This window comes from Kitasatospora sp. NPDC048662 (assembly GCF_055587065.1).
In genome coordinates, this window is sequence record NZ_JBVJHA010000001.1 from 55,450 (window position 1) to 77,982 (window position 22,533).

25 protein-coding genes are annotated in these 22,533 nt (G+C 72.7%); 14 read left to right on the top strand and 11 right to left on the bottom strand.

Going from position 1 to position 22,533, the window contains the following annotated elements:
- Window positions 1-253 precede the first annotated feature (253 nt).
- From ACZ6R9_RS00215 to ACZ6R9_RS00225, 3 genes are all read right to left on the bottom strand, one after another.
- A complete protein-coding gene (locus ACZ6R9_RS00215) occupies window positions 254-916 on the bottom strand; it encodes a PH domain-containing protein (protein ID WP_465535513.1) in 663 nt (220 codons plus the stop codon).
- Window positions 917-1,022: 106 nt separating this feature from the next.
- Window positions 1,023-1,766, bottom strand: coding sequence for an ABC transporter permease (locus tag ACZ6R9_RS00220; protein WP_465535515.1), 744 nt, complete (start codon window positions 1,764-1,766; stop codon window positions 1,023-1,025).
- Entirely contained in the window at window positions 1,763-2,512 is a 750-nt protein-coding gene (locus ACZ6R9_RS00225) for an ABC transporter ATP-binding protein (RefSeq protein WP_465535517.1), read from the bottom strand. The genes ACZ6R9_RS00220 and ACZ6R9_RS00225 overlap by 4 nt, the downstream gene beginning before the upstream one ends.
- Before the next feature lie 141 nt (window positions 2,513-2,653).
- Here ACZ6R9_RS00225 and ACZ6R9_RS00230 point away from each other — a divergent pair, with 141 nt between their 5' ends.
- The 4 genes from ACZ6R9_RS00230 to metG all read left to right on the top strand — a co-directional run bounded on the left by ACZ6R9_RS00230 (window position 2,654) and on the right by metG (window position 6,640).
- Window positions 2,654-3,151, top strand: coding sequence for a SigE family RNA polymerase sigma factor (locus ACZ6R9_RS00230; protein ID WP_380487061.1), 498 nt, complete (start codon window positions 2,654-2,656; stop codon window positions 3,149-3,151).
- Window positions 3,148-3,516, top strand: a complete 369-nt coding sequence (locus ACZ6R9_RS00235) for a hypothetical protein (protein WP_465535519.1) — start codon at window positions 3,148-3,150, stop codon at window positions 3,514-3,516. The genes ACZ6R9_RS00230 and ACZ6R9_RS00235 overlap by 4 nt, the downstream gene beginning before the upstream one ends.
- A gap of 23 nt (window positions 3,517-3,539) precedes the next feature.
- A complete protein-coding gene (locus tag ACZ6R9_RS00240; protein ID WP_465535521.1) occupies window positions 3,540-4,745 on the top strand; it encodes a hypothetical protein in 1,206 nt (401 codons plus the stop codon).
- Window positions 4,746-4,930: 185 nt separating this feature from the next.
- Window positions 4,931-6,640, top strand: a complete 1,710-nt coding sequence (metG, locus tag ACZ6R9_RS00245) for a methionine--tRNA ligase (RefSeq protein WP_465535523.1) — start codon at window positions 4,931-4,933, stop codon at window positions 6,638-6,640.
- 7 nt (window positions 6,641-6,647) lie between these two features.
- On the opposite strand, the gene ACZ6R9_RS00250 is transcribed toward metG, so the two are convergent.
- A complete protein-coding gene (locus tag ACZ6R9_RS00250; RefSeq protein WP_465535525.1) occupies window positions 6,648-7,235 on the bottom strand; it encodes a TetR/AcrR family transcriptional regulator in 588 nt (195 codons plus the stop codon).
- A gap of 228 nt (window positions 7,236-7,463) precedes the next feature.
- On the opposite strand from ACZ6R9_RS00250, the gene deoC reads away from it, so the two are divergent.
- The 5 genes from deoC to pth all read left to right on the top strand — a co-directional run bounded on the left by deoC (window position 7,464) and on the right by pth (window position 12,264).
- The gene (gene deoC / locus ACZ6R9_RS00255) at window positions 7,464-8,450 is read left to right on the top strand and encodes a deoxyribose-phosphate aldolase (RefSeq protein WP_380487070.1); all 987 of its coding nucleotides are present in this window, start codon (window positions 7,464-7,466) and stop codon (window positions 8,448-8,450) included.
- A 5-nt stretch (window positions 8,451-8,455) separates the two neighbouring features.
- Window positions 8,456-9,955, top strand: coding sequence for an aldehyde dehydrogenase family protein (locus tag ACZ6R9_RS00260; RefSeq protein ID WP_380487072.1), 1,500 nt, complete (start codon window positions 8,456-8,458; stop codon window positions 9,953-9,955).
- A complete protein-coding gene (locus ACZ6R9_RS00265) occupies window positions 9,948-10,850 on the top strand; it encodes an aldehyde dehydrogenase family protein (protein ID WP_465535528.1) in 903 nt (300 codons plus the stop codon). The genes ACZ6R9_RS00260 and ACZ6R9_RS00265 overlap by 8 nt, the downstream gene beginning before the upstream one ends.
- Before the next feature lie 191 nt (window positions 10,851-11,041).
- Window positions 11,042-11,677: an ATP-binding protein gene (locus ACZ6R9_RS00270; RefSeq protein WP_380487076.1), complete on the top strand. Its 636-nt coding sequence runs from the start codon at window positions 11,042-11,044 to the stop codon at window positions 11,675-11,677.
- A gap of 11 nt (window positions 11,678-11,688) precedes the next feature.
- The gene (pth, locus tag ACZ6R9_RS00275; protein WP_465535530.1) at window positions 11,689-12,264 is read left to right on the top strand and encodes an aminoacyl-tRNA hydrolase; all 576 of its coding nucleotides are present in this window, start codon (window positions 11,689-11,691) and stop codon (window positions 12,262-12,264) included.
- Window positions 12,265-12,270: 6 nt separating this feature from the next.
- Here pth and ACZ6R9_RS00280 read toward each other — a convergent pair whose 3' ends face one another.
- Both ACZ6R9_RS00280 and ACZ6R9_RS00285 read right to left on the bottom strand, forming a co-directional pair.
- Window positions 12,271-12,744 carry a DUF6328 family protein gene (locus tag ACZ6R9_RS00280; protein ID WP_465535532.1) on the bottom strand — a complete coding sequence of 158 codons (474 nt, stop codon included), beginning with the start codon at window positions 12,742-12,744 and terminating at the stop codon, window positions 12,271-12,273.
- 346 nt (window positions 12,745-13,090) lie between these two features.
- A complete protein-coding gene (locus ACZ6R9_RS00285; RefSeq protein WP_380487082.1) occupies window positions 13,091-13,915 on the bottom strand; it encodes a SigE family RNA polymerase sigma factor in 825 nt (274 codons plus the stop codon).
- A 271-nt stretch (window positions 13,916-14,186) separates the two neighbouring features.
- Between ACZ6R9_RS00285 and ACZ6R9_RS00290 the strand changes: the two genes are divergently transcribed.
- Genes ACZ6R9_RS00290 through ACZ6R9_RS00305 form a run of 4 tightly spaced genes read left to right on the top strand, consistent with a single transcriptional unit; the run spans window position 14,187 to window position 17,352 of the window.
- On the top strand, window positions 14,187-14,864 hold the full coding sequence (locus tag ACZ6R9_RS00290; protein WP_380487084.1) for a response regulator: 678 nt from the start codon (window positions 14,187-14,189) through the stop codon (window positions 14,862-14,864).
- A 28-nt stretch (window positions 14,865-14,892) separates the two neighbouring features.
- Window positions 14,893-16,416 carry an ATP-binding protein gene (locus tag ACZ6R9_RS00295; protein WP_380487086.1) on the top strand — a complete coding sequence of 508 codons (1,524 nt, stop codon included), beginning with the start codon at window positions 14,893-14,895 and terminating at the stop codon, window positions 16,414-16,416.
- Window positions 16,413-16,733 (top strand): hypothetical protein, encoded by a 321-nt coding sequence (locus ACZ6R9_RS00300; RefSeq protein WP_380487088.1) that lies wholly within the window; start codon window positions 16,413-16,415, stop codon window positions 16,731-16,733. Before ACZ6R9_RS00295 ends, ACZ6R9_RS00300 begins: the two co-directional genes overlap by 4 nt.
- A gap of 49 nt (window positions 16,734-16,782) precedes the next feature.
- Window positions 16,783-17,352 (top strand): VanZ family protein, encoded by a 570-nt coding sequence (locus ACZ6R9_RS00305; protein ID WP_380487090.1) that lies wholly within the window; start codon window positions 16,783-16,785, stop codon window positions 17,350-17,352.
- Window positions 17,353-17,355: 3 nt separating this feature from the next.
- Here the strand turns inward: ACZ6R9_RS00305 and ACZ6R9_RS00310 are convergent, their stop codons facing one another.
- The 3 genes from ACZ6R9_RS00310 to ACZ6R9_RS00320 form a co-directional block, all read right to left on the bottom strand.
- On the bottom strand, window positions 17,356-18,099 hold the full coding sequence (locus ACZ6R9_RS00310) for a hypothetical protein (RefSeq protein WP_465535537.1): 744 nt from the start codon (window positions 18,097-18,099) through the stop codon (window positions 17,356-17,358).
- Between the two features lie 75 nt (window positions 18,100-18,174).
- Window positions 18,175-18,957 carry a hypothetical protein gene (locus ACZ6R9_RS00315; protein WP_465535539.1) on the bottom strand — a complete coding sequence of 261 codons (783 nt, stop codon included), beginning with the start codon at window positions 18,955-18,957 and terminating at the stop codon, window positions 18,175-18,177.
- A gap of 143 nt (window positions 18,958-19,100) precedes the next feature.
- Window positions 19,101-19,889: a hypothetical protein gene (locus tag ACZ6R9_RS00320; protein WP_380487096.1), complete on the bottom strand. Its 789-nt coding sequence runs from the start codon at window positions 19,887-19,889 to the stop codon at window positions 19,101-19,103.
- Between the two features lie 317 nt (window positions 19,890-20,206).
- Between ACZ6R9_RS00320 and ACZ6R9_RS00325 the strand changes: the two genes are divergently transcribed.
- Complete coding sequence (locus ACZ6R9_RS00325) at window positions 20,207-20,389, top strand: PspC domain-containing protein (RefSeq protein ID WP_380487098.1); 183 nt, start codon at window positions 20,207-20,209, stop codon at window positions 20,387-20,389.
- 100 nt (window positions 20,390-20,489) lie between these two features.
- Here ACZ6R9_RS00325 and ACZ6R9_RS00330 read toward each other — a convergent pair whose 3' ends face one another.
- Both ACZ6R9_RS00330 and ACZ6R9_RS00335 read right to left on the bottom strand, forming a co-directional pair.
- Window positions 20,490-20,972, bottom strand: coding sequence for a hypothetical protein (locus ACZ6R9_RS00330; protein WP_380487100.1), 483 nt, complete (start codon window positions 20,970-20,972; stop codon window positions 20,490-20,492).
- Between the two features lie 198 nt (window positions 20,973-21,170).
- Window positions 21,171-22,316, bottom strand: coding sequence for an adenosine deaminase (locus ACZ6R9_RS00335; protein WP_380487102.1), 1,146 nt, complete (start codon window positions 22,314-22,316; stop codon window positions 21,171-21,173).
- Window positions 22,317-22,533: the final 217 nt, after the last annotated feature.

Sequence of the window (22,533 nt, forward strand, 5' to 3'; positions counted from 1 at the left end):
GCACTCGGTCGGGAACAATGCATCCCCTGTGGAGAAAAGGTCAAGGCCTTTCCGCAGGATGCCCACTATTGTCCTGATAGATCGTCAAGGTTCGCTCATGCAAGGGAATAGGACATCCAGGCCCAGGAGATCCGGCAGACCGCAACGCCGGGGAGTTCGCCGACAAAGCAGGACGAAATCGCGAAACCGCAGGAAACGCGAACAGGGCCCCGGGAAATCCCCGGGGCCCTGTTCATGACGGCTGCCGAAAGGCTCAGGTCGCCGCGACGACCGAGATCAGCGCGACCAGCCCCGCGAGGGTGGGGGCGATGACCCACCAGCACCAGGTGGCCTGGACTTCGCCGGTGGCGGCGGGGTTGGTGGCGTTGCGGTCGGCCTGTTCCTGGAGGGAGGCGACGACGGCGTCGGACCAGGCGCGGGTGGGGTCGAGCTGGTCGTGGCGCTGCGGCTTCTTGCCGGTGGCGGGCAGGTGCGGGTCGCCCGCGGCGGTGGCCTTGGCCGCGCGGCGGCTGGCCTTCTTGCGCTGGCGCAGCGAGACGGGGACCGCCCAGACCTGGAACTTGCGTCCGCCGGCGAGGAGTTCGACCGAGTAGCCGGCCTTCAGGCCTTCCACGGTGGCCCAGGGCGCGACGACGGTGCGCAGCGGGTTGCGGACGAGGATCCGCTGGTCGTTGGCCTTCACGATGGGCCGCAGGGTGTAGGCGGCCACCGGGAAGCCGAAGACGGGCGCGGCGGCGAGGGCGACCCAGGGGGTGGCGCCGGTGCCGGTGACCATCGCGTCGATGATCAGCCAGGCGGCGACTCCGAGCAGCATGACGCCCGCGATGACGCCGGGAACGGAGCGGTAGACGCGGTCGGCGTACTTGGGCCCGTTGGCGGCGGACCCCTGGTCGGGTGTCCGGTCGGATTCGGTCATGGCGTCGATTCTGCCCCAGGGGCACGGCCGTCCCCAATGGTGGCGGGGGCACGGGACGGTTACGAATGATCCGTCCCGTGACCTGGGGCGTTCAGAGCCGGGGCGTTCAGGCGGTGCGGCGGCGCAGGGTGGCGGCGCCGAGGGCGAGGGCGAGCAGCGCGCTGCCGGCGACCACGGCGAGGTCGGCGAGCACCGGGCCGTCGAGGCCGCCGCGGGTGGTGATCCGGCCCATCGCGTCGACCGCGTAGGACAGCGGGAGCACGTCGGAGACGGCCCGCAGTACGGGGGCCATGTCGTCGCGGGGTACGAACAGTCCGCAGAGCAGCAGCTGGGGCAGCAGCACGGCGGGCAGGAACTGGACGGCCTGGAATTCGGTGGCGGCGAACGCGGAGACCAGCAGGCCGAGGGCCATGCCGAGCAGCCCGTCGGCGAGGGCGACGGCGAACAGCAGCCAGGTCGGGCCGGCCACCTCGAGGCCGAGCAGGCCGATGGTGAGGCCGGAGGCGAGGGCGGCCTGCACCAGGGCGACGAGGCCGAACGCGAGGGCGTAGCCGAGCAGCAGGTCGATCTTGCCGAGCGGCATGGTGAGCAGGCGTTCCAGGGTGCCGGTGGTGCGTTCGCGGAGCATCGCCACCGAGGTGACCAGGAACATCACCATCAGCGGGAAGACGCCGAGCAGTTCGGGTCCGATCCGGTCGAAGGTGCCGGGCTGCCGGTCGTACATGTATTTGAGCAGCACCAGCAGCACGCAGGGGACGGCCAGCAGCATGGCGATGGTGCGCGGGTCGTGGCGCAGCTGGGCGAGGACGCGGCGGGCGGTGGCCAGGGTGCGGCGGGCGGCGGCGCTCATCGGAGGGTCTCCTGCGGGTGCTGCACGAGGGTGAGGAAGGCGCTTTCCACGTCGCTCGCGCCGGTGGTGGCGAGCAGCGCGGCGGGGGTGTCGTGGGCGAGCAGCCGGCCGTCGCGCATCAGCAGCAGGCGGTCGCAGCGGGTGGCCTCGTCCATCACGTGGCTGGAGACCAGCAGGGTGGCGCCGGCCCGGGCGAGGTCGGCGAACAGTTGCCAGAGGTCGCGGCGCAGGACGGGGTCGAGGCCGACGGTGGGTTCGTCCAGGACGAGCAGTTCGGGGCGGCCGAGCAGTGCGGCGGCGAGGGAGACGCGGGCGCGCTGGCCGCCGGAGAGCCGGGCGACGGGGGTGTGGCGGTGGGCGTCCAGGCCGACCTGTTCGATGACCCGGTCGGGGTCGGTGCGCGGGGCGCCGAGGACGGCGGCGAAGTAGTCGAGGTTCTCGCCGACGGTCAGGTCCCCGTAGACGGAGGGGGCCTGGGTGACGTAGCCGACCCGGTCGCGCAGGGCGGCGCTGCCGGCGGGGTGGCCGAGCACGGTGACGGTGCCGGCGTCGGTGCGCTGTACGCCGACGACGGCGCGCAGCAGGGTGGTCTTGCCGCAGCCGCTGGGTCCGAGCAGTCCGGTGACGGTGCCGCGGGGGACGTCCAGGTCGAGGCCGGGCAGCACGGTGGTGCCGCCGCGTCGGACGAGGAGTCCGGTGATCCGGATCGCGGGGTCCTCGCCCGGCCCCGCCGCAGAATTCATCATGTGGTGAATTCTGCGTCGCCCCGCCGAACCCCGTCAAGGCCGCGGACACCCGCCGCAGTGAGCTGCGTCACCCCCGTCAACCGGAACGCCCCGCCGTTCGTAGCGACAGGTAAGCAACCGAAATCTGCGAGGAGCCGACCGATGACCGAGGAGGAGTTCACCGAGTTCTACACCCACTCGGTCCGCCGGCTCACCGGCCAGCTGTACGTCGTCACCGGCGACCTGCACGAGGCGCAGGACGTGGTCCAGGAGGCCTTCGTCCGCGCCTGGGGCCACCGCCGTACGCTTGACCGCGACCACGCCCCCGAAGCCTGGGTGCGCACCGTCGCGGGCCGCCTGGCGATCAGCCGCTGGCGCCGGACCCGCACCGCCGCCCGGGCCTGGCGGCGGCACGGCCGGCCCGCCGACGTGGACGGCCCGGACCCGGCCTCCGTCGACCTGACCGCCGCGCTGCGCCGGCTGTCCGAGCGCCAGCGGCTGTGCGCCGCCCTGTACTACGTCTGCGACCTGCCGCTCGACCGGATCGCCGCCGAGACCGGCATGGCCCCGGGCACCGTCAAGGCCCACCTGTCCCGGGCCCGGGCCGCCCTCGCCCAGCACCTCGACACCCCCTCCGAGGCCGAGGAGAACCACCGATGACCTCCATCGACGCGCGCCTGGCCGGCGCGCTGCGGACGGCCGCCGACGCCGCCTCCGCCCGCACCGCCGCACCGCCCGCACCGCGGATCGCCGCCCTCGGCCGCCGGCGCCGCCGGGTCCGGGTCGGCGCGACCGTCACCGTCACCGCCTGCCTGGCGATCGCCGTGGGCGTCACCCTCACCCCGGGCCGCCCGCCCCGCACGATCGGCCCGGCCGACGCCCCGTCGCTCACCGGTACGCCGGCCCAGTCCGTCGCTCCCGGCCCGAGCGCCTCCGCCACACTGGGCCCCGCGCAGTCGCCGACCGCCTCCGTCACCACCCCGCCCCCGCCGCCCGTGCCCAGCAACACCCCCGCGCAGCCGTGAACCCCGACCGACCAGGACCCCCGATGCCCAGCACCCCGCTGACCGACCACCCGCCGATACCCGCCGTACCGGCCCCGCGCGCGGCGGCCGACCCGTCCCGCCCGGACCCGCTGGCCCGGCTGTGGCACACCGCGGGCCCGGCCCTCGCGGTGTACGCCGGCGCGCTGGCCCTGCACCTGACGCTGCTGGCGCTGATGATCACCCGGCCCGGCACCACGCTGACCGACCGGCTGACCTCCTGGGACGGGCGGCACTTCCTGGAGATAGCCGCCGGCGGCTACCCGGACTCCTACACCTACACCCCCAAGGGCCAACTGACCGGGAACAACCTGGCGTTCTTCCCGCTGTTCCCGATGCTGGTCCGCGTCGTGCACGCGGTGACCGGCCTGAGCTGGGCCGTCTCCGGCATCGTCGCCGCCCAGCTGGCGCTGCTCGCCGCCCTGGTGCTGATCCACCAGCTGGTGAGCCGGCTGTACACCTGGCGCACCGCCACCGTCGTCCTGGTGCTGCTGGCGGCGGCGCAGCCGATGTCCCTGGTGTTCTTCATGTCGTACAGCGAGTCGCTGCTGCTGGCCACCGCCGCCGCCACCCTGCTCGCCGCGCACCGGCGGGCCTGGCTCACCGCCGGACTGTGCGCCTTCCTCGCCGGGCTGACCCGCCCGGCCGGCCTCGCCGTGATCGCCGCGCTCGGCGTCGCCGCCCTGCTGGAGATGTACCGCGAGCGCCGCGTGCTCGCCCGCCCGCTGGCCGCCACCGCGCTGGCCTGCACCAGCACCCCGCTGTACCTGTGGTGGGTCGCCGACCGGCTGGGCGACGCCGACGCCTGGTTCACCGTGCAGCGGGCCGGCTGGAACACCCAGTGGGACTGGGGCGCCTCGCTCTGGGAGTTCCTGGTCCACACCCTGCAGACCGGCGAGGGCTGGGTCCCGGTCTCCATCGCCGTCCTGGTGATCGCCCACCTGCTGGCCACCGCCCTGACCGTCCGCCGCGCCACCTGGCCGCCGCTGCTGGTCTACGGCATGACGGTGGTCGTCCTGACGCTGGCGCAGAGCAACTACTACCACTGCAAGCCGCGCCTGCTGATCCCCGCGCTGATCTTCCTGCTGCCCGCCGCCGGCGCCCTGGCCCGGGCCCGCCTCTCCACCCAGGTCGCCGTGCTGGGCGGCGCCTCGCTGTTCGGCTGCTGGTACGGCGCCTACATGATCACCGCCTGGCCCTACGCGATCTGATCCACCGTCAGGCAGAACCGTCCCGGGGCTTGACAGCCCGGCGATAAGCGGTACGGCGGCGGCGGGCCGGTTCGGTACGATTGCGGCGGCCGGGCGGCTGCTGAGAACGCGCCGCGGAACCGGCCCTCGACACCCGCTCGCGGGCACCCCCGGGTGCCCGCCGGAGAGCATCGGAGTTCCTCAGGATGACTCGGCAGTTGATCACCAGCGCGCTTCCCTACATCAACGGGATCAAGCACCTGGGCAACATGGTCGGGTCGATGCTCCCGGCGGACGTGTACTCCCGCTACCTGCGCCAGCGCGGCCACGAGGTGCTGTACATCTGCGCCACCGACGAGCACGGCACCCCGGCCGAACTGGCCGCCCAGGAGGCCGGGCTGCCGGTCGCCGAGTTCTGCGCCCGGGCGCACGACCAGCAGAAGGCCATCTACGACGGCTTCCAGCTGTCCTTCGACTGGTTCGGCCGCTCCTCCTCGCCGCAGAACCGGGAGATCACCCAGGAGATCGCCCGCGAGCTGCACGCCAACGGCTTCATCGAGGAGCGGGCGATCCGCCAGGTCTACTCGATCGCCGACGGCCGCTTCCTGCCCGACCGCTACATCGTCGGCACCTGCCCGCACTGCGGCTACGACAAGGCCCGCGGCGACCAGTGCGAGAACTGCACCCGCGTCCTCGACCCGACCGACCTGCTGGAGCCGCGCTCGGCGATCAGCGGCAGCGCCGAGCTGGAGGTCCGGGAGACCAAGCACCTGTTCCTGCTCCAGTCCAAGCTGACCGACGAGGTCGAGGCCTGGATCGCCGAGCACGGCGACAACTGGCCGGTGCTCGCCTCCTCGATCGCCCGCAAGTGGCTCACCGAGGGCCTGCAGGACCGCGCCATCACCCGTGACCTGGAGTGGGGCGTCCCCGTCCCCGCCGACGTGTGGCCGGAGCTGGCCGCCGAGGGCAAGGTCTTCTACGTCTGGTTCGACGCCCCGATCGAGTACATCGGCGCCACCAAGGAGTGGGCCGACGCGACCGGCGGCGACTGGCGCTCCTGGTGGTACGAGGCCGACGACACCGTCCGCTACACCGAGTTCATGGCCAAGGACAACGTCCCGTTCCACACGGTGATGTTCCCCGCCACCATCCTCGGCTCGCGCCAGCCGTGGAAGAAGGTCGACTACGTCAAGGCCTTCAACTGGCTCACCTACTACGGCGGCAAGTTCTCCACCAGCCAGAAGCTCGGCATCTTCACCGACGTGGCGCTCGAACTGCTCCCCGCCGACTACTGGCGCTACTACCTGATGGCGAACGCCCCCGAGTCCGACGACTCCAGCTTCACCTGGGACCTCTTCGCCGCCACCGTCAACAAGGACCTCGCCGACACCCTCGGCAACTTCGTCAACCGCGTGCTGTCCTTCAGCCGCAAGCGCTTCGGCGACGAGGTCCCGGCCGGCGCGGAGAACAGCGAGACCGAGACGGCGCTCGGCGCGCAGATCGCCGAGCTGCTCGCCGAGTACGAGGCCCAGCTCGACGCGCTCAACTTCCGCAAGGCCGCGCAGGCACTGCGCGCGCTCTGGTCGGCCGGCAACGCCTACCTCGACGTGACGGCGCCCTGGACGCAGATCAAGACCGACCCGGAGGCCGCGGCCCGCACCCTGCGCACCGCGATCAACCTGATCCACCTGTACTCGGTGGTCTCCGAGCCGTTCATCCCGGCCGCGGCCCGCACCATCCGCGAGTCCTTCGCGCTGGACGGCGACACCCGCACCTGGATCACCGCCGACGAGGCCCGGTCGCTCTCCCTGGTCCCGGCCGGCACCGGCTTCACCGTGCCGCCGGTGCTGTTCGCCAAGATCACCGACGAGGACCTGGCCACCTGGACCGAGCGCTTCGGCGGCGGCGCGGCCTGACCTCCCCTCAGCCCGTCAGGTACCCCTGGACGGTGCGGCCCAGCAACGGGACCAGCACCTCCGGGGGTGCCGAGGCCAGCGGCTCCACCCCGATCACGTACCGGGCCATCGCCAGCCCGACGATCTGCGACATCACCAGCTCCACCCGCAACTCCGGCTGCTCGACGTCCAGTTGGGCCGCCACCCGGTCGACCAGCTCGGTCACCATGAAGGACCGCATCAGCGCCGCCACCTCCTCACTGGCCGCCGCCGTCCGCACCAGCGCGAGCAACCGGTCCCGCACCGCGGGCTGCTCCCACAGCCCCAGCACGAACCCCGCCACCCGCTCACCGGCTGACGCCGGGTCGCCCCCGAACACGCCCTCGACCACGGCGCGCGGCTCGAACGGGAACTCCAGCGCGGCCATGAACAGCCGGTCCTTGCTCCCGAAATAGTGGTGCAGCAACGCCGCATCCACCCCCGCCGCCCTCGCGATCGCCCGCATACTCGCCTTCTGGTACCCCCGCGCCGCGAATTCGGCCCGCGCCGCGACCAGCACCGCCCCCCGAGTGTCCTCACCCCCGGGCCGCCGTCCCCTTGCCTTCGCCTCACTCACGCAAACATTGTGCAGGGCGGGGAGGGAACACTCAGGGGCTCGGGGAACTGCGAGGCCATGTCTGCTGGCGATCAACAGGGCGCTGAGCGTTCCGCCGTTTCTGGTCCCCGTCTTTGACCCTCCGCAGGCATGACCAATCGCAGCCTGGCCTCGCAGTTCCCCGAGCCCCTGAATCCGCTCCCCTGCCTACCATCCCCCTACGCGCGTAGATATGCTGCTCTGGTGACTATGTCCACTCTTGCAGCCAACGCCCCCGGCGCCACGGGCGGCGGCCTCGCGGACGTCGCGGCGTCCGAGGCCACCTTGCGCCGTTTCCTGCACGGCCTGCCCGGGGTCGACCAGGTGGGCCTGGAGTCGCGCGCAGCGACTCTCGGCACCCGGTCGATCAAGACCACCGCGAAGGCCTTCGCCATCGATCTCGCCATCTCGATGATCGACCTGACCACGCTGGAGGGCGCGGACACGGTCGGCAAGGTCCGCTCGCTGTGCGCGAAGGGCCTGAACCCGGACCCCACCGACCGCGGCACCCCGCAGGTCGCGGCGATCTGCGTGTATCCGGACATGGTCGCCACCGCGAAGTCCGCGCTGCGCGGCAGCGGTGTCCAGGTGGCGTCGGTGGCCACCGCCTTCCCGTCCGGCCGGGCCGGCATGCCGGTGAAGCTGGCGGACACCGCGGAGGCGGTCGCCGCGGGCGCCGACGAGATCGACATGGTGATCGACCGGGGCGCGTTCCTCTCCGGCCGCTACCTGGAGGTCTTCGAGGAGATCCGCGCCGTCAAGGAGGCGTGCAGGCGCCCGGACGGCAGCTCCGCCCACCTGAAGGTGATCTTCGAGACCGGCGAGCTGCAGACCTACGACAACGTCCGCCGGGCGTCCTGGCTGGCGATGATCGCGGGTGCGGACTTCATCAAGACGTCCACCGGCAAGGTCGCGGTCAACGCCACTCCCCCGGTGACGCTGCTGATGCTGGAGGCGGTGCGGGACTTCCGCGCGGCCACCGGCACCCAGGTCGGGGTGAAGCCGGCCGGCGGCATCCGCACCACCAAGGACGCGATGAAGTACCTGGTGATGGTGAACGAGACGCTGGGCGACGACTGGCTGAGCCCGCACTGGTTCCGGTTCGGCGCGTCCAGCCTGCTGAACGACCTGCTGATGCAGCGCCAGAAGCTGCGCACCGGCCGGTACTCCGGTCCCGACTACGTGACGGTGGACTGAGGACGATGGCGAAGAACAAGAAGACCGACACCGAGCAGCAGCCCGCCCGCAAGGCCGGCCTGTTCGAGTACGCCCCGGCGCCCGAATCCCCCGCCGCCGCGGGCGAGATCGCGACGTCCTACGGCCACTTCATCGGCGGCCGGTTCGTCGACTCCTCCGGCTCGGAGGCGCTGAAGACCGTCAACCCGGCGACCGAGCAGGTGCTGGCGGAGTTCGCGCAGGGCACCGAGGAGGACGTGGACCGCGCGGTGGCGGCGGCCCGGAAGGCGTTCGCCGACTGGTCCTCGCTGCCGGGCAGCGAGCGCGCCAAGTACTTGTTCCGGATCGCCCGGATCATCCAGGAGCGCAGCCGTGAGCTGGCCGTCCTGGAGTCGATCGACAACGGCAAGCCGATCCGCGAGACCCGCGACGTCGACCTCCCGCTGGTCGCCGCGCACTTCTTCTACTACGCGGGCTGGGCCGACAAGCTCGACTTCGCCGGCTTCGGCCCGAACCCGCGTCCGCTGGGTGTCGCCGCGCAGGTGATCCCGTGGAACTTCCCGCTGCTGATGCTGGCGTGGAAGGTCGCCCCGGCGCTGGCCACCGGCAACACGGTCGTCCTGAAGCCCGCCGAGACCACCCCGCTGACCGCTCTGCGCTTCGCCGAGATCTGCCGCCAGGCGGGCCTGCCGGACGGTGTGGTGAACATCGTCACCGGTGACGGCCGCACCGGCGCCGCGCTGACCGCACACCCCGGCGTGGACAAGGTCGCCTTCACCGGCTCGACCCCGGTCGGCCGGGCGATCGCCAAGCAGATCGCCGGCACCCGCAAGAAGCTCTCGCTGGAGCTCGGCGGCAAGGCCGCGAACATCGTGTTCGACGACGCGCCGCTGGACCAGGCCGTCGAGGGCATCGTCAACGGCATCTTCTTCAACCAGGGCCACGTGTGCTGCGCGGGCAGCCGCCTGCTGGTGCAGGAGTCGGTCCAGGACGAGCTGCTGGACGCGCTGAAGCGCCGGATGGGCACCCTGCGGGTCGGCGACCCGCTGGACAAGAACACCGACATCGGCGCGATCAACTCGGCCGCGCAGCTGGCCCGGATCACCGAGCTGGCCGTCGCGGGCGAGCAGGAGGGCGCCGAGCGCTGGGCACCGGAGTGCGAACTCCCGGGCGCGGGCTACTGGTTCCGCCCCACCCTGTTCACCGGCGTCTCGCAGGCCCACCGGATCGCCCGCGAGGAGATCTTCGGGCCGGTGCTGTCGGTGCTGACCTTCCGCACCCCCGCCGAGGCGGTGGAGAAGGCCAACAACACCCCGTACGGGCTGTCCGCAGGCATCTGGACGGAGAAGGGCTCGCGCATCCTGTGGATGGCGAACCGGCTCCGGGCGGGCGTGGTGTGGGCGAACACCTTCAACAAGTTCGACCCGACCTCGCCGTTCGGCGGGTACAAGGAGTCCGGTTACGGCCGCGAGGGCGGCCGCCACGGTCTGGAGCCCTACCTGAATGTCGAGGCCCTCGATGTCTGAGACCGCAACGCGCATTGACATCTTCAAGACCTACAAGCTGTACGTCGGCGGGAAGTTCCCGCGCTCGGAGAGCGGCCGGGTGTACGAAGTGACAGATGCCAAGGACCAGTGGCTGGCCAACGCCCCGCTGGGCACCCGCAAGGACACCCGGGACGCCGTGCTGGCCGCCCGCGCGGCCGTCAAGGGCTGGTCGGGCACCACCGCGTACAACCGCGGCCAGGTGCTGTACCGGGTGGCCGAGATGCTGCAGGGCCGCCGCGAGCAGTTCACCGCCGAGGTGGCCGCCGCCGAGGGGCTGGGCGCCAAGAAGGCGGCGGCGCTGGTGGACGCGGCGATCGACCGCTGGGTCTGGTACGCGGGCTGGACCGACAAGGTCGCGCAGATCGCGGGCGGCGCCAACCCGGTGGCGGGGCCGTTCTTCAACCTGTCCACCCCGGAGCCGACCGGTGTGGTCGGCGTGCTCGCGCCGCGTGCCGGCCACGGCTTCTCGCTGCTCGGCCTGGTGTCGGTGATCGCCCCGGCGATCGCCACCGGCAACACCGTGGTGGTGGCGGCCGCCGAGCAGGCCCCGCTGCCCGCACTGTCGCTGGGTGAGGTGCTCGCCACCTCCGACGTGCCGGGCGGCGTGGTCAACCTGATCTCCGGCCGTACCGCGGACATCGCCCCGACTCTCGCCTCCCACCAGGACGTCAACGCCCTCGACCTGGCCGGCGCGATCGACCAGGACGGCCCCGGCGCGGCGGCCGCTCTGGAGGCGTCGGCGGCCGATACATTGAAGCGAGTGGTCCGACCGGCCGCCGACCCGTCCGCCGTGGACTGGACGGTCAATCCCGGCACCGGGCGACTGCTCTCCTTCCTGGAGACCAAGACGGTCTGGCACCCGATGGGCATCTAGCCCGGCCCGACCGGCCAACTCCACACAGACCGGCCGCCCTCAGCGCCCCTACCCCCCCGGGGGCCCGGGCGGCCGCGACGGGCCCGCACTTCTCCCCCCCTGGTGCGGGCCCGTCCTCATGCCCTCGCACTCGAATCGGGGCCGAACGGCGGGTTACGACCAGCCCGTCGGATGCCCCAGACTGGTATCTCGTGAGTGACTCCCCGCTGAACCGCCGCCAGATATCCCGCGTCATCCTGCTGTCGGGCCCTTCGGGGTCGGGGAAGTCCTCGCTGGCCGAGCGCAGCGGGCTGCCGGTGCTGCAGCTCGACGACTTCTACAAGGACGGCGACGACCCGACGCTGCCGCAACTGCCGGACGGCGGTGGGCCGGACTGGGACTCGCCGGACGCCTGGCACGGCGAGCAGGCGCTGGCCGCGATCCGGACGCTGGCGTTCGAGGGGGTGGCCGAGGTGCCGACGTACTCGATCCCGGCGAACGGCCGCTCCGGCCACCGCACGCTCGAACTGAACGGCGCCGCCGCGTTCGTCGCCGAGGGCATCTTCGCGGCCGAACTGGTGCGCCGCTGCCAGGCCGAGGGCCTGCTCGGCGACGCCCTGTGCCTGCGCAACAAGCCGTCCACCACGGCCTGGCGGCGCTTCCGCCGGGACGTCCGGGAGGGCCGCAAGTCGATCCCGTACCTGCTGCGCCGCGGCTGGCGGCTGATGCGCTCCGAGCGGGGCATCGTCGCCCGCCAGGTCGAACTTGGCTCCTACGCCTGCTCGGGCGTCGAGGCGAGCCGCCGGATCGCCTCGGTGGCGCGGCAGCTGCCCGCCGAACTGGTCTGAGGCACCGCACCATGGGCGAGCGCTGGTTGGTGGCGGGGCTGGGCAATCCGACCCGCCGGTACGCGGGGACGCGGCACAACGCGGGTTTCCTGGTGGCGGACCGGCTGGCCGAGCGCCACGGCGCCCGCTGGCGCGGGGTGGCCACCCGCACCGCCTCGTTCGAACTCGACGGCCGCACCGTGCTGGTGGCCGAACCGCAGTGGTCGATCAACCTGTCGGGGCGTCCGGTCGCGGCGCTGCTGCGCCGCCACCAGGTGCCGGTGGAGCGGCTGCTGGTGGTCCAGGACGACCTGGACTTCCCGTTCGGCACGGCCCGGTTGAAGCGCGGCGGCGGCCCGGGCGGCCACAACGGCGCCCGCTCCGTGCACCGGGCGCTGGGCACCGCCGACTACGCGCGGCTGCGGGTGGGCGTGGGCCGGCCGCCGAAGGGCACCCGGGTCGACGCGTGGGTGGTGCAGCGGTTCTCCGACGCCGAGCGGGAACGCATGCCGGAGCTGCTGGACCGCTGCGCGGACGCCGTCGCGGCGTTCGTCCTGCGCGGCCTGAACCGCGCCCAGGACGTGCTGCACACCACCGACGCGCGCTGACGGGCGTCAGTCCTCGGCGGGCACGCCGCGGCGCACCAGCCAGGGCAGCAGGAACCACAGGCCGGCGAAGATCAGCGCGATCACCGCGGTGATCGGGACGGCGGCGGCGAAGCCGAGCACCACGGCGAGGACCAGCAGGACGGCGCCGCTGAGCGCCATCGCCAGCAGGACCAGGCCGAGTTGGGCGATCCGGGCGGAGACCTTGACGATCCGCCGCCGGTCGGGATGGTGGGCCAGGCCGCGGTGCAGGGCGACGGGCGTGGCGAGCACGGCGGCGGCGACCACCGAGAGCAGCAGCACCACGACGTACAAGTCCTGCCGGACGTCGTCGAGTTCGGCGAACCGCGGGGTGAAGGCGACGCCGAGCAGGAAGGCGAAGACGATCTGCACGCCGGTCTGCAGCACCCGCAGTTCCTGGAGCATCTCGACCAGCCGCCGGTCGGCGCGGGCCTGCGGGGTCTCCGCGACAGGATCGTCCATCCGCTCATTGTCGCGGCAGCCGTGCGGGGAAACGACTCAGGCGGGCCCCGGTGCGTTCTCCCCCGCACCGGGGCCCGCCTTCGTCCGCGGTACCGGACGGCCCCCGGCGGCCCGCTCCCCCCGGGCCTGTCCGGCCGATCTTGTCGGATCAGCGCGCGTCGTCGGGCGCCCGGCTGGGCGTGCCGGCGAACCGTCCTCGTACTGGGTGTACTTGGATGGTTTGCCGGTGCGTCCAGGCGGGATGATCCGGCGGCGTGCGCCCGGCAAGATCGGCCGGACAGGCCCGAGCGGTTCACCGTCGTCCGGTACCTTCCCCCACCACCCGTCCCCCACGGGAGTTCTGCGGTCAGGCGACCAGCTCGCCGAAGGCGTGCACGGTGTCGCCGGAGCGGTTGAGCTGCTCGTCCTCGCGCATCCGGCGCAGCGCGCGCCAGATGGAGCTCTTCACGGTGCCGACGCTGATGCCGAGAATGTCGGCGATCTCCGGGTCGGTGCGGCCCTCGTAGTAGCGCAGCACGAGCATGGTGCGCTGGTTCTCGGGCAGCTTGGCGAGCGCCTGCCAGAGCACGGTGCGCAGTTCGGTGCCGCCCATGGCGTCGGTGTCGCCGGCGTGCTCGGGGAGTTCCTCGGTCGGGTACTCGTTGACCTTGCGGCGGCGCCAGGCGGAGATGTGCAGGTTGGTCATGGTGCGGCGGAGGTAGCCGCCGACCGCGGCCTTGTCGGTGATCCGGCCCCAGGCGCGGTAGGTCGAGAACAGCGCGGACTGCAGCAGGTCCTCGGCCTCGTAGCGGTCGCCGGTGAGGTGGTAGGCGGTGGCGTACAGGGAGGCGCGGCGCTCGCGCACGTACGCGGTGAACTCGGCGATGTTGCGTGCCTCGTCCTTCGCGGCGGCCGGGTGCTCCCCCTGTGCGTCTCCCTGGTCGGCCTGGAAGGTCTGCGGCGCGAGCCGCAGCATCCGTCCCGCGGCCGGCCCGGCGAAGGTGTTGCCGCCGGTCCGGGCGTGGGTGGTGTCCCCGTTCCTGGTCCCCACGACCGGGCGGCGGGTTCCGGTGCTGTGTGCGCATCCCCGTACGAAGAGGGTGCCGGTGTTCTCCTCCTCGCGACGCGGCCGGTTGGTGCCCAGCACGGCTGCACGCGGCCCGGCGTTTCGGGTCGTCAGCGTTGCGGTCATCGGGCACCCCCATGGTCGGTACGAGCGGTTCCTTGCTCGTCGCCGCACCGGGCTTGGCCTGGTGCGTTGTTGCGGCGACAAGGAAAATCCTGCCGGTCGCTCGTCATGGCGGTGTCTGTCGACTGTCACAGGGCTGTCACAAGGGCGCCCGGTTCGGGGCAGTCGGCGGCTCCGAGATGGCTGACGCCGGAGCGGGCCGGTCCGGTTCCCGGGTGCGCGAGGATCACCCGGGTGGGTGCTTCCTGGGTCAGGGTGGGACACAATGACCTCCGTGTCTTTCCTGCTTCTGATCGAGGACGACGACGCCATTCGCACCGGCCTCGAACTCGCCCTCACCCGCCAGGGTCACCGCGTCGCGACCGCCGCGTCCGGCGAGGACGGTCTGCGCCTGTTCAAGGAGCAGCGTCCGGATCTGATCGTGCTCGACGTGATGCTGCCGGGCATCGACGGTTTCGAGGTGTGCCGGCGGATCCGGCGCACCGACCAGCTGCCGATCATCCTGTTGACGGCGCGCTCCGACGACATCGACGTGGTGGTCGGGCTGGAGTCCGGTGCCGACGACTACGTGGTGAAGCCGGTGCAGCCGCGGGTGCTGGACGCCCGGATCCGCGCGGTGCTGCGGCGCGGCGAGCGGGAGAGCTCCGACTCCGCGGCGTACGGCGGCCTGGTGATCGACCGCTCGGCGATGACCGTCACCAAGGACGGCCAGGACCTCCAGCTGACCCCGACCGAGCTGCGGCTGCTGCTGGAGCTGAGCCGCCGCCCGGGGCAGGCGCTGTCCCGGCAGCAGCTGCTGCGGCTGGTGTGGGAGCACGACTACCTGGGCGACTCCCGGCTGGTGGACGCGTGCGTGCAGCGGCTGCGGGCGAAGGTCGAGGACGTGCCGTCCGCGCCGACGCTGATCCGTACCGTCCGCGGGGTCGGCTACCGTCTGGACCCGCCCGCGTGACCTCTCCCTTCTGCCTGGTGAGCTCTTCTTGACCGACGACCAGTCCGCGCCGCGCCGTGCCCGTCCGCTGTCCTGGCGGTGGTTCGGTTCGCTGCGGCTCAGCTCGCTGCGGGTCCGGCTGATCGCGGTGTTCGCCGCGGTCGCGCTGGTCACCGCGGTGTCCGCGTCCGGGATCGCCTATTGGTTGAACCGCGACGCGGTGCTCAGGCGTGCCCAGAACGCCTCGCTGAACGACTTCCGCGGCTCGCTGACCCGCAATGTCTCGCAGCTGCCGCTGCATCCGACCTGCCAGGACCTGGCGTCGCTGGCCGTGCAGGTGGCGAGTTCCGGCCTGGCGTACGACGTGGTGGTGGTCGACAACTCGCAGCCGGACTGCACCGCGTCCTCCGACCCGATCGCCTTCACCGTCAAGCAGGTGCCGTCGGCGCTGGTCACGGCGGTCAACAAGCCGCGCGAGACCGGCCCGGGCAACCCGTACGAGTACCACCTGTACTGGCAGCGGGTGAACCTGGCCGGGCCGTACGTGGTCGGCGGGACGAAGGTGGCGCCGAACGGGCCGACCGCCTACATGTTCAAGTCGCTGCAGAACGAGCGCGCCGACCTGAACACCCTCGGCTGGTCGCTGGCGTTCGCCACCCTGCTGGCGCTGGTCGGCTCCGCGCTGCTCGCGCAGGGCGCCTCGGCGACGGTGCTGCGGCCGGTGCGCCGCCTCGGCGACGCCGCCCGGCAGCTCGGCGAGGGCAAGCTCGACACCCGGCTCGACGTCGAGGGCAATGACGAACTCGCCGATCTGGCACGGACGTTCAACCGCACCGCGGAGTCGCTGTCGGAGCAGGTCGCGGAGCTGAGCGCGCGCGAGGCGCAGTCCCGGCGGTTCGTCGCCGACATGTCGCACGAGCTGCGCACCCCGCTGACCGCGATGACCGCCGTCACCGACATCCTGGAGGACGAGGCCGACTCGCTCGACCCGATGATCGAGCCCGCGGTGCGGATCGTGGTCTCGGAGACCCGCCGGCTGTCCGACCTGGTGGAGAACCTGATGGAGGTGACCCGGTTCGACGCGGGCACCGCCAAGCTGGTGGCCGACGAGGTCGACATGGCCGACCTGATCATGTCCTGCATCGACGGCCGGGCCTGGTACGACGCGGTCGAGCTGGACGCCCCGCGCGGCATCCTGGCCGTCGTGGATCCGCGCCGGCTGGACGTGGTGTTCGCCAACCTGATCGGCAACGCGCTCAAGCACGGCGGCTCCCCGGTGAAGGTGCGGGTCCGCCAGGACGACGAGGCCCACACCGTGGTGGTGTCGGTCTCCGACGGCGGCCCCGGCATTCCGGAGGACGTGCTGCCGCACGTCTTCGACCGCTTCTACAAGGCCGACAAGGGCCGGGCCCGGTCCGAGGGCAGCGGCCTGGGCCTGTCCATCGCCGAGGCCAACGCCCGCATCCACGGCGGCACCATCACCGCCGCCAACCACCCGGAGGGCGGTGCCGTGTTCACCCTCACCCTGCCGCTCACCCAACCGCCCGCCCCCGGCCCGGAAGAGGCCCGATGACCACCCGCCGCCGCATCCGCGCCGTCGCCCTGCTGGCCGGCTCGACGGCCCTGCTCACCGGCTGCGGCATCCGCCCCACCGCGGTGCCCGTCGACGCCGGCGCACCCGCCAGCCGCACCGCCTGCCCCACGCCCGTACTGATGCCGGTCGCCCCGGCGGCCAGCCCGAGCGCGACGCCCCCGTTGGGCGCTCCGACCGCTCCCGCCGCGTCCGGGAAGCCCTCCGCGAAGGCCGGGCAGTCGCCGTCGGCCACGCCCTCGGCGGCGGTGTCGGCGCCCGGGGTGTTCGGCGCGCCGTCAGCGAGCCACTGCCCCTGATCACCCGTCCGGCGGAACCGCCTCCGGTACGGCGCGCGTCCCCCGGGATGTGCACACCACTGCGCGAACCGACCACAGGACGGCGCCGTACCGGCAGCGGACGGCAGCCCGGCTGCTACTGACCCTCCATCTGCTGGCACTCGGCTGGCTGGCGCTCCGCCCGATCACCGCCGCCTGGACCGGCCCGTCCAACCTCACCCCGTTCGCCACCGTGCACCAGGCGCTCGCCACCCACACCGTCCTCGCCGCCCTCGCCACCGGTCTCCTCCCGCTGGCCCCCGTCGGCGTCCTCCTCCCGCTCGCGGTCGGCACCCCGCAGCGCGGCTGGCTGCTCTCCTTCCTCCGCAGCACCGGCGCCGTCGCCCTGCTCGCCACCGCCCTGGAGATCCTGGCGAGCTGGGCCCCCGGCCACGTCCTCAACGTCGACAACATCCTGCTCGGCACCCTCGGCGCGGCCACCGCCCACCTGCTCCTGATACCCCCGATCCGCGCCCGCGCCCTCCGCCGCCCCACCGGGCCCCGGCCCGGGCCGCGCCCCGCCGCGACGCGGGGCCAGGAGAAGGCACGTCAGCACCCCCTCCCGGCCCCATGGCTCAGCGCGACCGCACCGCGCCGCTGACCGTCAGTGTCCGGCGCCGCCGCCGAGGTACTGGGTGCCGTCGACGACCTGAGCGGCCGGGGGGACGACGGCCTGGACCGGGCGGTCGAAGTCGCTGAACTGCATCTCGATCCGGGCCGGCGTGCTGGCCGACATCGACAGCAGGTACGCCGGGCCCTCGGCGGCGATGACGAGTTCGGAGCCGGTGAGGTCCTTGAAGACCTGGGCCTTCACTCCGCCGACGTCCTTCTGACCGGCCGGCCTGTTGATGGCGTCCGCGCCCATCGTGTTCAGGCCGCCGGTGGCCAGGATCTCCAGGCCGGTGTCGCAGTAGCCGGTCATCTTCTTGGCCGTCGGGTTGTCGGCCGGGAGCTTCAGGGTCTGTTGGGTGGCGCCGTCCTTCGGCGTCACCCACACCGTGCCGGCCTTGCGGACGAAGTCCGTCCGGCCGTCACCGTCGGTCTGTGCCCAGCCGACGCAGGTGCCGTCCTTGTCCCCGAACGCCTCGCCCGAGAGGAGTTTGCCGTTCAGGTCCAGCCGGAAGGCGATCCGGACCGAGCGGACCTTGGCCCCCACCGTCCGGGACTCCGGCAGCAGTACCGTCACGTCCGACGCGGAGGCCGACGCGGAGGCCGACGCCGGCGCCGACACCGGACCGGCCGGTGCTGCCGCCTCGCTGTCCCGCTCCGGTCCGCACGCCGACATTCCCGCGCCCAGGACGGCGGTCAGCGCGGCCGCGACCGCCGTCCGCTTTCCGTGTATGGCCAATTCCCGTTCCCCACGATTTCGTTCACGATCGACTGCTCGAATGCGCGGCCGAGCATATCCGGCGCCGGCCACGGCTCAGTTCGGCAGTGTCGCCCCGTCGAAGTCGCGGACCTCCTCGGCGGGCGGCGCGGTGACCGTCACCGGCGCGTTGTAGTCGCCGAGCCGCACGATGGTCCGCTCCGCTGCCGGGCCGGACTCGAACCGCAGCAGGTACGGCTCGCCCTCGGCGGCGACCGCGATCCGCATCCCCGTGCTCTTTCGGGGCTTCGCGGCGAGCTCGGCCACGGCGTCGCCCGCCCGGTACCGCAGGACCACCGCCGGGACGCCGCCGATCCGGGTGGTGCCCTCGCGGAGCCACTGGCCGTGCGTGTCGCCGACCGTCATGGTGTCGAGCTGTCGAATCAGACTGAAGGCCATGCCGCAGGAGTCGAGCAGGTCCAACTGCGGGGTGCGGCTGGTGGTCCACCAGCCGTTCGCCGACGGGCCGTTGCCCTGGGACCGGTCCGTCTTCAGGAAGACCTGCCCGTTCTTGCGCAGCACGTGGACCCACTCCCGCGAACGGCGCGCGCCGTCCAGGATCGGGTCACCCTCGGTCATCTCCTGCGAACAGTCACCGTCGCGGGCGGCGGTGATCGTCATGGCGCTGTGGTCGTCCTTCAGGGCCGTTCGCAGAGTCATCCGCACGGAGCTCGCCCGGTCCCCGGCGGCCTGCGCCTTGGCCACGATCTCCGCCGCCGAGAGCCCGGCCAGCCCGTTCCCCGCGGCGGGGTCAGGCGCGTCGCCCGAATCGCAGGAGCTGACTCCCGCCATGGCGAGGACGGTCAGGGCGACGGTGGCCGGCAGGCGATTCGCGCGCATGGAAATTCCCCCTGGTGAACCGAAGAACATCAAATCGCGCGAGTGTGACACCCCCGCGTACCTGATGGCCAATCAGTTCCAGTCCTTTGCCGGCCCCTTGCCGTTGTTCGGGCGGAAGAAGAACGCGTGCGCCGCAGGCCCGCTCAGTGGTGTTCGCCGAGGACGATCCGGTAGCCGCTCGCGTCGACGGTCTCGTCGGCGGACGGCGGGGTGGCCTCCACCGGCTCGCCGAAGGCGTCGAACCGCATCGCGGTGGCGCTGTCGCCGGTCGTGTTCGCCGACAGCAGGTACGGCTGTCCCTCGGCGGCGATCGCCACCGTGCCGGCCGACCCGTGCGGGCCGCCCTCGTCGGAGCGGAATCCGAGGAACACCGCCCGGGTGCCGCTCACCTGCCGGACGCCGGTCTTGGTCCACTCCCCGGCGGCCTTCAACGGTCCGTCGCCGGTCGCCAGCCGGAAGACCAGGTCGCAGTACCCGGCGTAGGTCCTGCCGAGGTCGCCGGCGCCCGCCAGCCACTTGTCCGCCAGTCCGGGCCCGGCGTCCGGCAGCGCGGACCGGAGCATCGCGGCGGAAGGTTTCACCCAGACCGTGCCGCCGTGCCGCCGCACCTCCGCCTCGACGCCGTTCTCGGACACCGTCCCGGTGCAGTCGCCGTCCCGGGTGACGGAGAGCGCGTACTCCAGCGTCCCGGACTTCTGCTGCAGCCGGACCGTCCCGCGCAGCGAGGCCAGCCCCGCGCCCGACTCCTGGGCCTTCGCCAGGATCTGCTCGGGCGTGAGGTCCTCCAGGCCGCCGCCCGCCCCCACCACGGACGCCGCGCCGTCCCCGCCGGCGCGATCCGGTTCGCAGGCCGCCACCGAGACCACCCCGGCCAGCCCCAGCACGACCAGCCCGACCAGTACGGCCGTGGTCGGCCACCGTTTCGCCCGCATCGCTCTCGCCCCTCGCGTTGTTCCCCGGGTGATCCCGGTGCCGCGAGTCTTCCAGCCGCCCGGGGCCGGACACCACCGCTTCCGGCGGTTCGGACGGGCCGGAGGCCACCGCTTCCGGCGGGCCGGTACCCGCCTACCCGGCGGCCAATCTCGGGGTCCGCCCCGGAACCGACCCCGAGGCCGGGATCCCTCCGGACGGGGAGCTCCTCCGGGTCCGAATCCGCATCGCGACCGACGGAAAACCGCAGGTCGCGGCGGGACGATGGAGTCAGCCAGGTCGGACCGCCCGACCCGGGAGCACTCCCTCGGAGGAGAAGATGAGCACCCTCGCCCGTCCCCGTCACCAGCGCGTCCTCGGCGGCGTCTGCGCCGGCATCGCCCGGCGCTTCGGGTACACCCCGTGGACGGTCCGGGCCATCTTCCTGGCATCCTGCCTGCTGCCGGGCCCGCAGTTCCTGATCTACCTGGCGCTGTGGCTGCTGCTCCCCCAGGAGCCGTGACCCGCCACTTCCACCGCCTGACGAAACGCCCACGACGAAACGCCCATGACGAAGGGGCCGCCCCACGGGGCGGCCCCTCGGCCCTGGCTCGGACGGTGCGTCAGCCGCCCACGCCGGGCAGGGCCGGCAGGCCGGGGGCGCCGCCACCGGTCGGCGAGAGGCTGGTCAGCGTGCCGATGACGCTGCCGACCGGGGTCTTGGCCAGGCCCTGGCCGCCGGGGACGGAGTCCAGACCGCCGATCCGGTGCGCACCCTCGGGCGCCGCGGCCTGCGGGTCGACGCCGGCCGGGCCGACCTGCTCGGCCACCGGCCCGGCCTGCTCGGTGGCGGGGGCGGCGGCCTGGGCGGGGGCGCCGGCAGCCGGGTTGAGCGCGCCGGTCACGGTGCCGAGCTGGTCGGCGCCGGGCAGCTTGCTCACGGCCCCGGTGGCGGCACTGGTCACGCCCGGGTTGGTGAGCGCGCCGGTCGGCAGTCCGAGGCCGCCGGGGGCGACCGGCGCGGCCGAGGCGGTGCCCGCGGCAACGGCGGCGGCGACAACGCCGAGCACGGCGGTGCCGGCGGCCTTCAGAGTGGCCTGCTTCATGTGTGCGTCCTCAGTCCTGGTCGGGCCGGTGCGGGGTCGCACGCCCGGGGATTTCAGGGCGCGACCGTCACACCGAGTCAGCAGTGACCGGCTCACCGTAGTGAGAGTGGTGCGCACGGTTCAAAATCCGACCACTCCCCCGAGTGATAAGTCCGACCATCTCCATGGACGTTGACAGCTCGGGGGCCACCCGGGCCCTCAGTCGCGCGGACCGAACAGCCACTCGGCCTTGAGCTCCGCGTACCCCGGCTTGATCACGTCGTTGATCATCGCCAGCCGCTCGTCGAACGGCAGGAACGCCGACTTCATCGCGTTGACGGTGAACCACTCCATGTCGCCCAGCGTGTAGCCGAACGCGTCCACCAGGTGCTCGAACTCGCGGCTCATGCTGGTGCCGCTCATCAACCGGTTGTCGGTGTTGACGGTGACCCGGAACTTCAGCCGCGCGAGCAGCCCGATCGGGTGCTCGGCGTACGAGGCCGCCGCGGCGGTCTGCAGGTTCGAGGTCGGGCACATCTCCAGCGGCACCCGCCGGTCGCGCACGTACGCGGCCAGCCGCCCGAGCTCCACCCGGCCGTCCTCGCCGACCGTGATGTCGTCCACGATCCGCACGCCGTGACCGAGCCGGTCCGCGCCGCAGCACTGCACCGCCTCCCAGATCGACGGCAGCCCGAACGCCTCGCCGGCGTGGATGGTGAAGTGGTTGTTCTCGCCCTTGAGGTAGTCGAACGCGGCCTGGTGCCGGGTCGGCGGGTGACCGGCCTCCGCGCCCGCGATGTCGAACCCGACGACACCTCGGTCCCGGTGACGGTTCGCCAGCTCGGCAATCTCCAGCGAACGCGCCGCGTGCCGCATCGCGGTCAGCAGCGTCCCGACCCGGATCCGGTGCCCGCGCGCCCGCGCGTTCGCCTCACCCAGCCGGAAGCCCTCGTTGACGGCCTCCACCACCTCGTCCAGGCTCAGCCCCGCCTCCAGGTGCTGCTCCGGCGCGTACCGCACCTCGGCGTACACCACGCCGTCCGCCGCCAGGTCCTCCGCACAGTCGGCGGCCACCCGGATCAGCGCCTCCCGGGTCTGCATCACCGCACACGTGTGCGCGAACGTCTCCAGGTACCGCTCCAGCGACCCCGAGTCCGCCGCCTCCCGGAACCACACCCCGAGCGCCTCCGGGTCCGTGGTCGGCAGCCCCTCATAGCCGCAATCGGCCGCCAGCTCGACGATCGTCCCCGGCCGCAACCCACCGTCCAGGTGGTCGTGCAACAGCACCTTCGGCGCCCGGACGATCTGCTCCGCCGTGGGAACACGCGGGACCGTGGTGCCCGCGAGAGTGATCTGCTTCTCCATTGCCGGAGCATAGCCCCTACGCGCGTAGATCAGCCACGCGCCCCGCGAAACGGAACCCTCGCTCAGCCACGCGCCACCCCCGCCGCGACACCACGAACTCCCGGAACCCCGCCACCGCCGACGTGAGCGGGCGGGTCGCGTGCCAGGCCAGCCCGACCGCACGCCGGGTACGAGGACCGGCGACTCCGAGCCCCAACGACGCCCGGCCCCTCTCCCC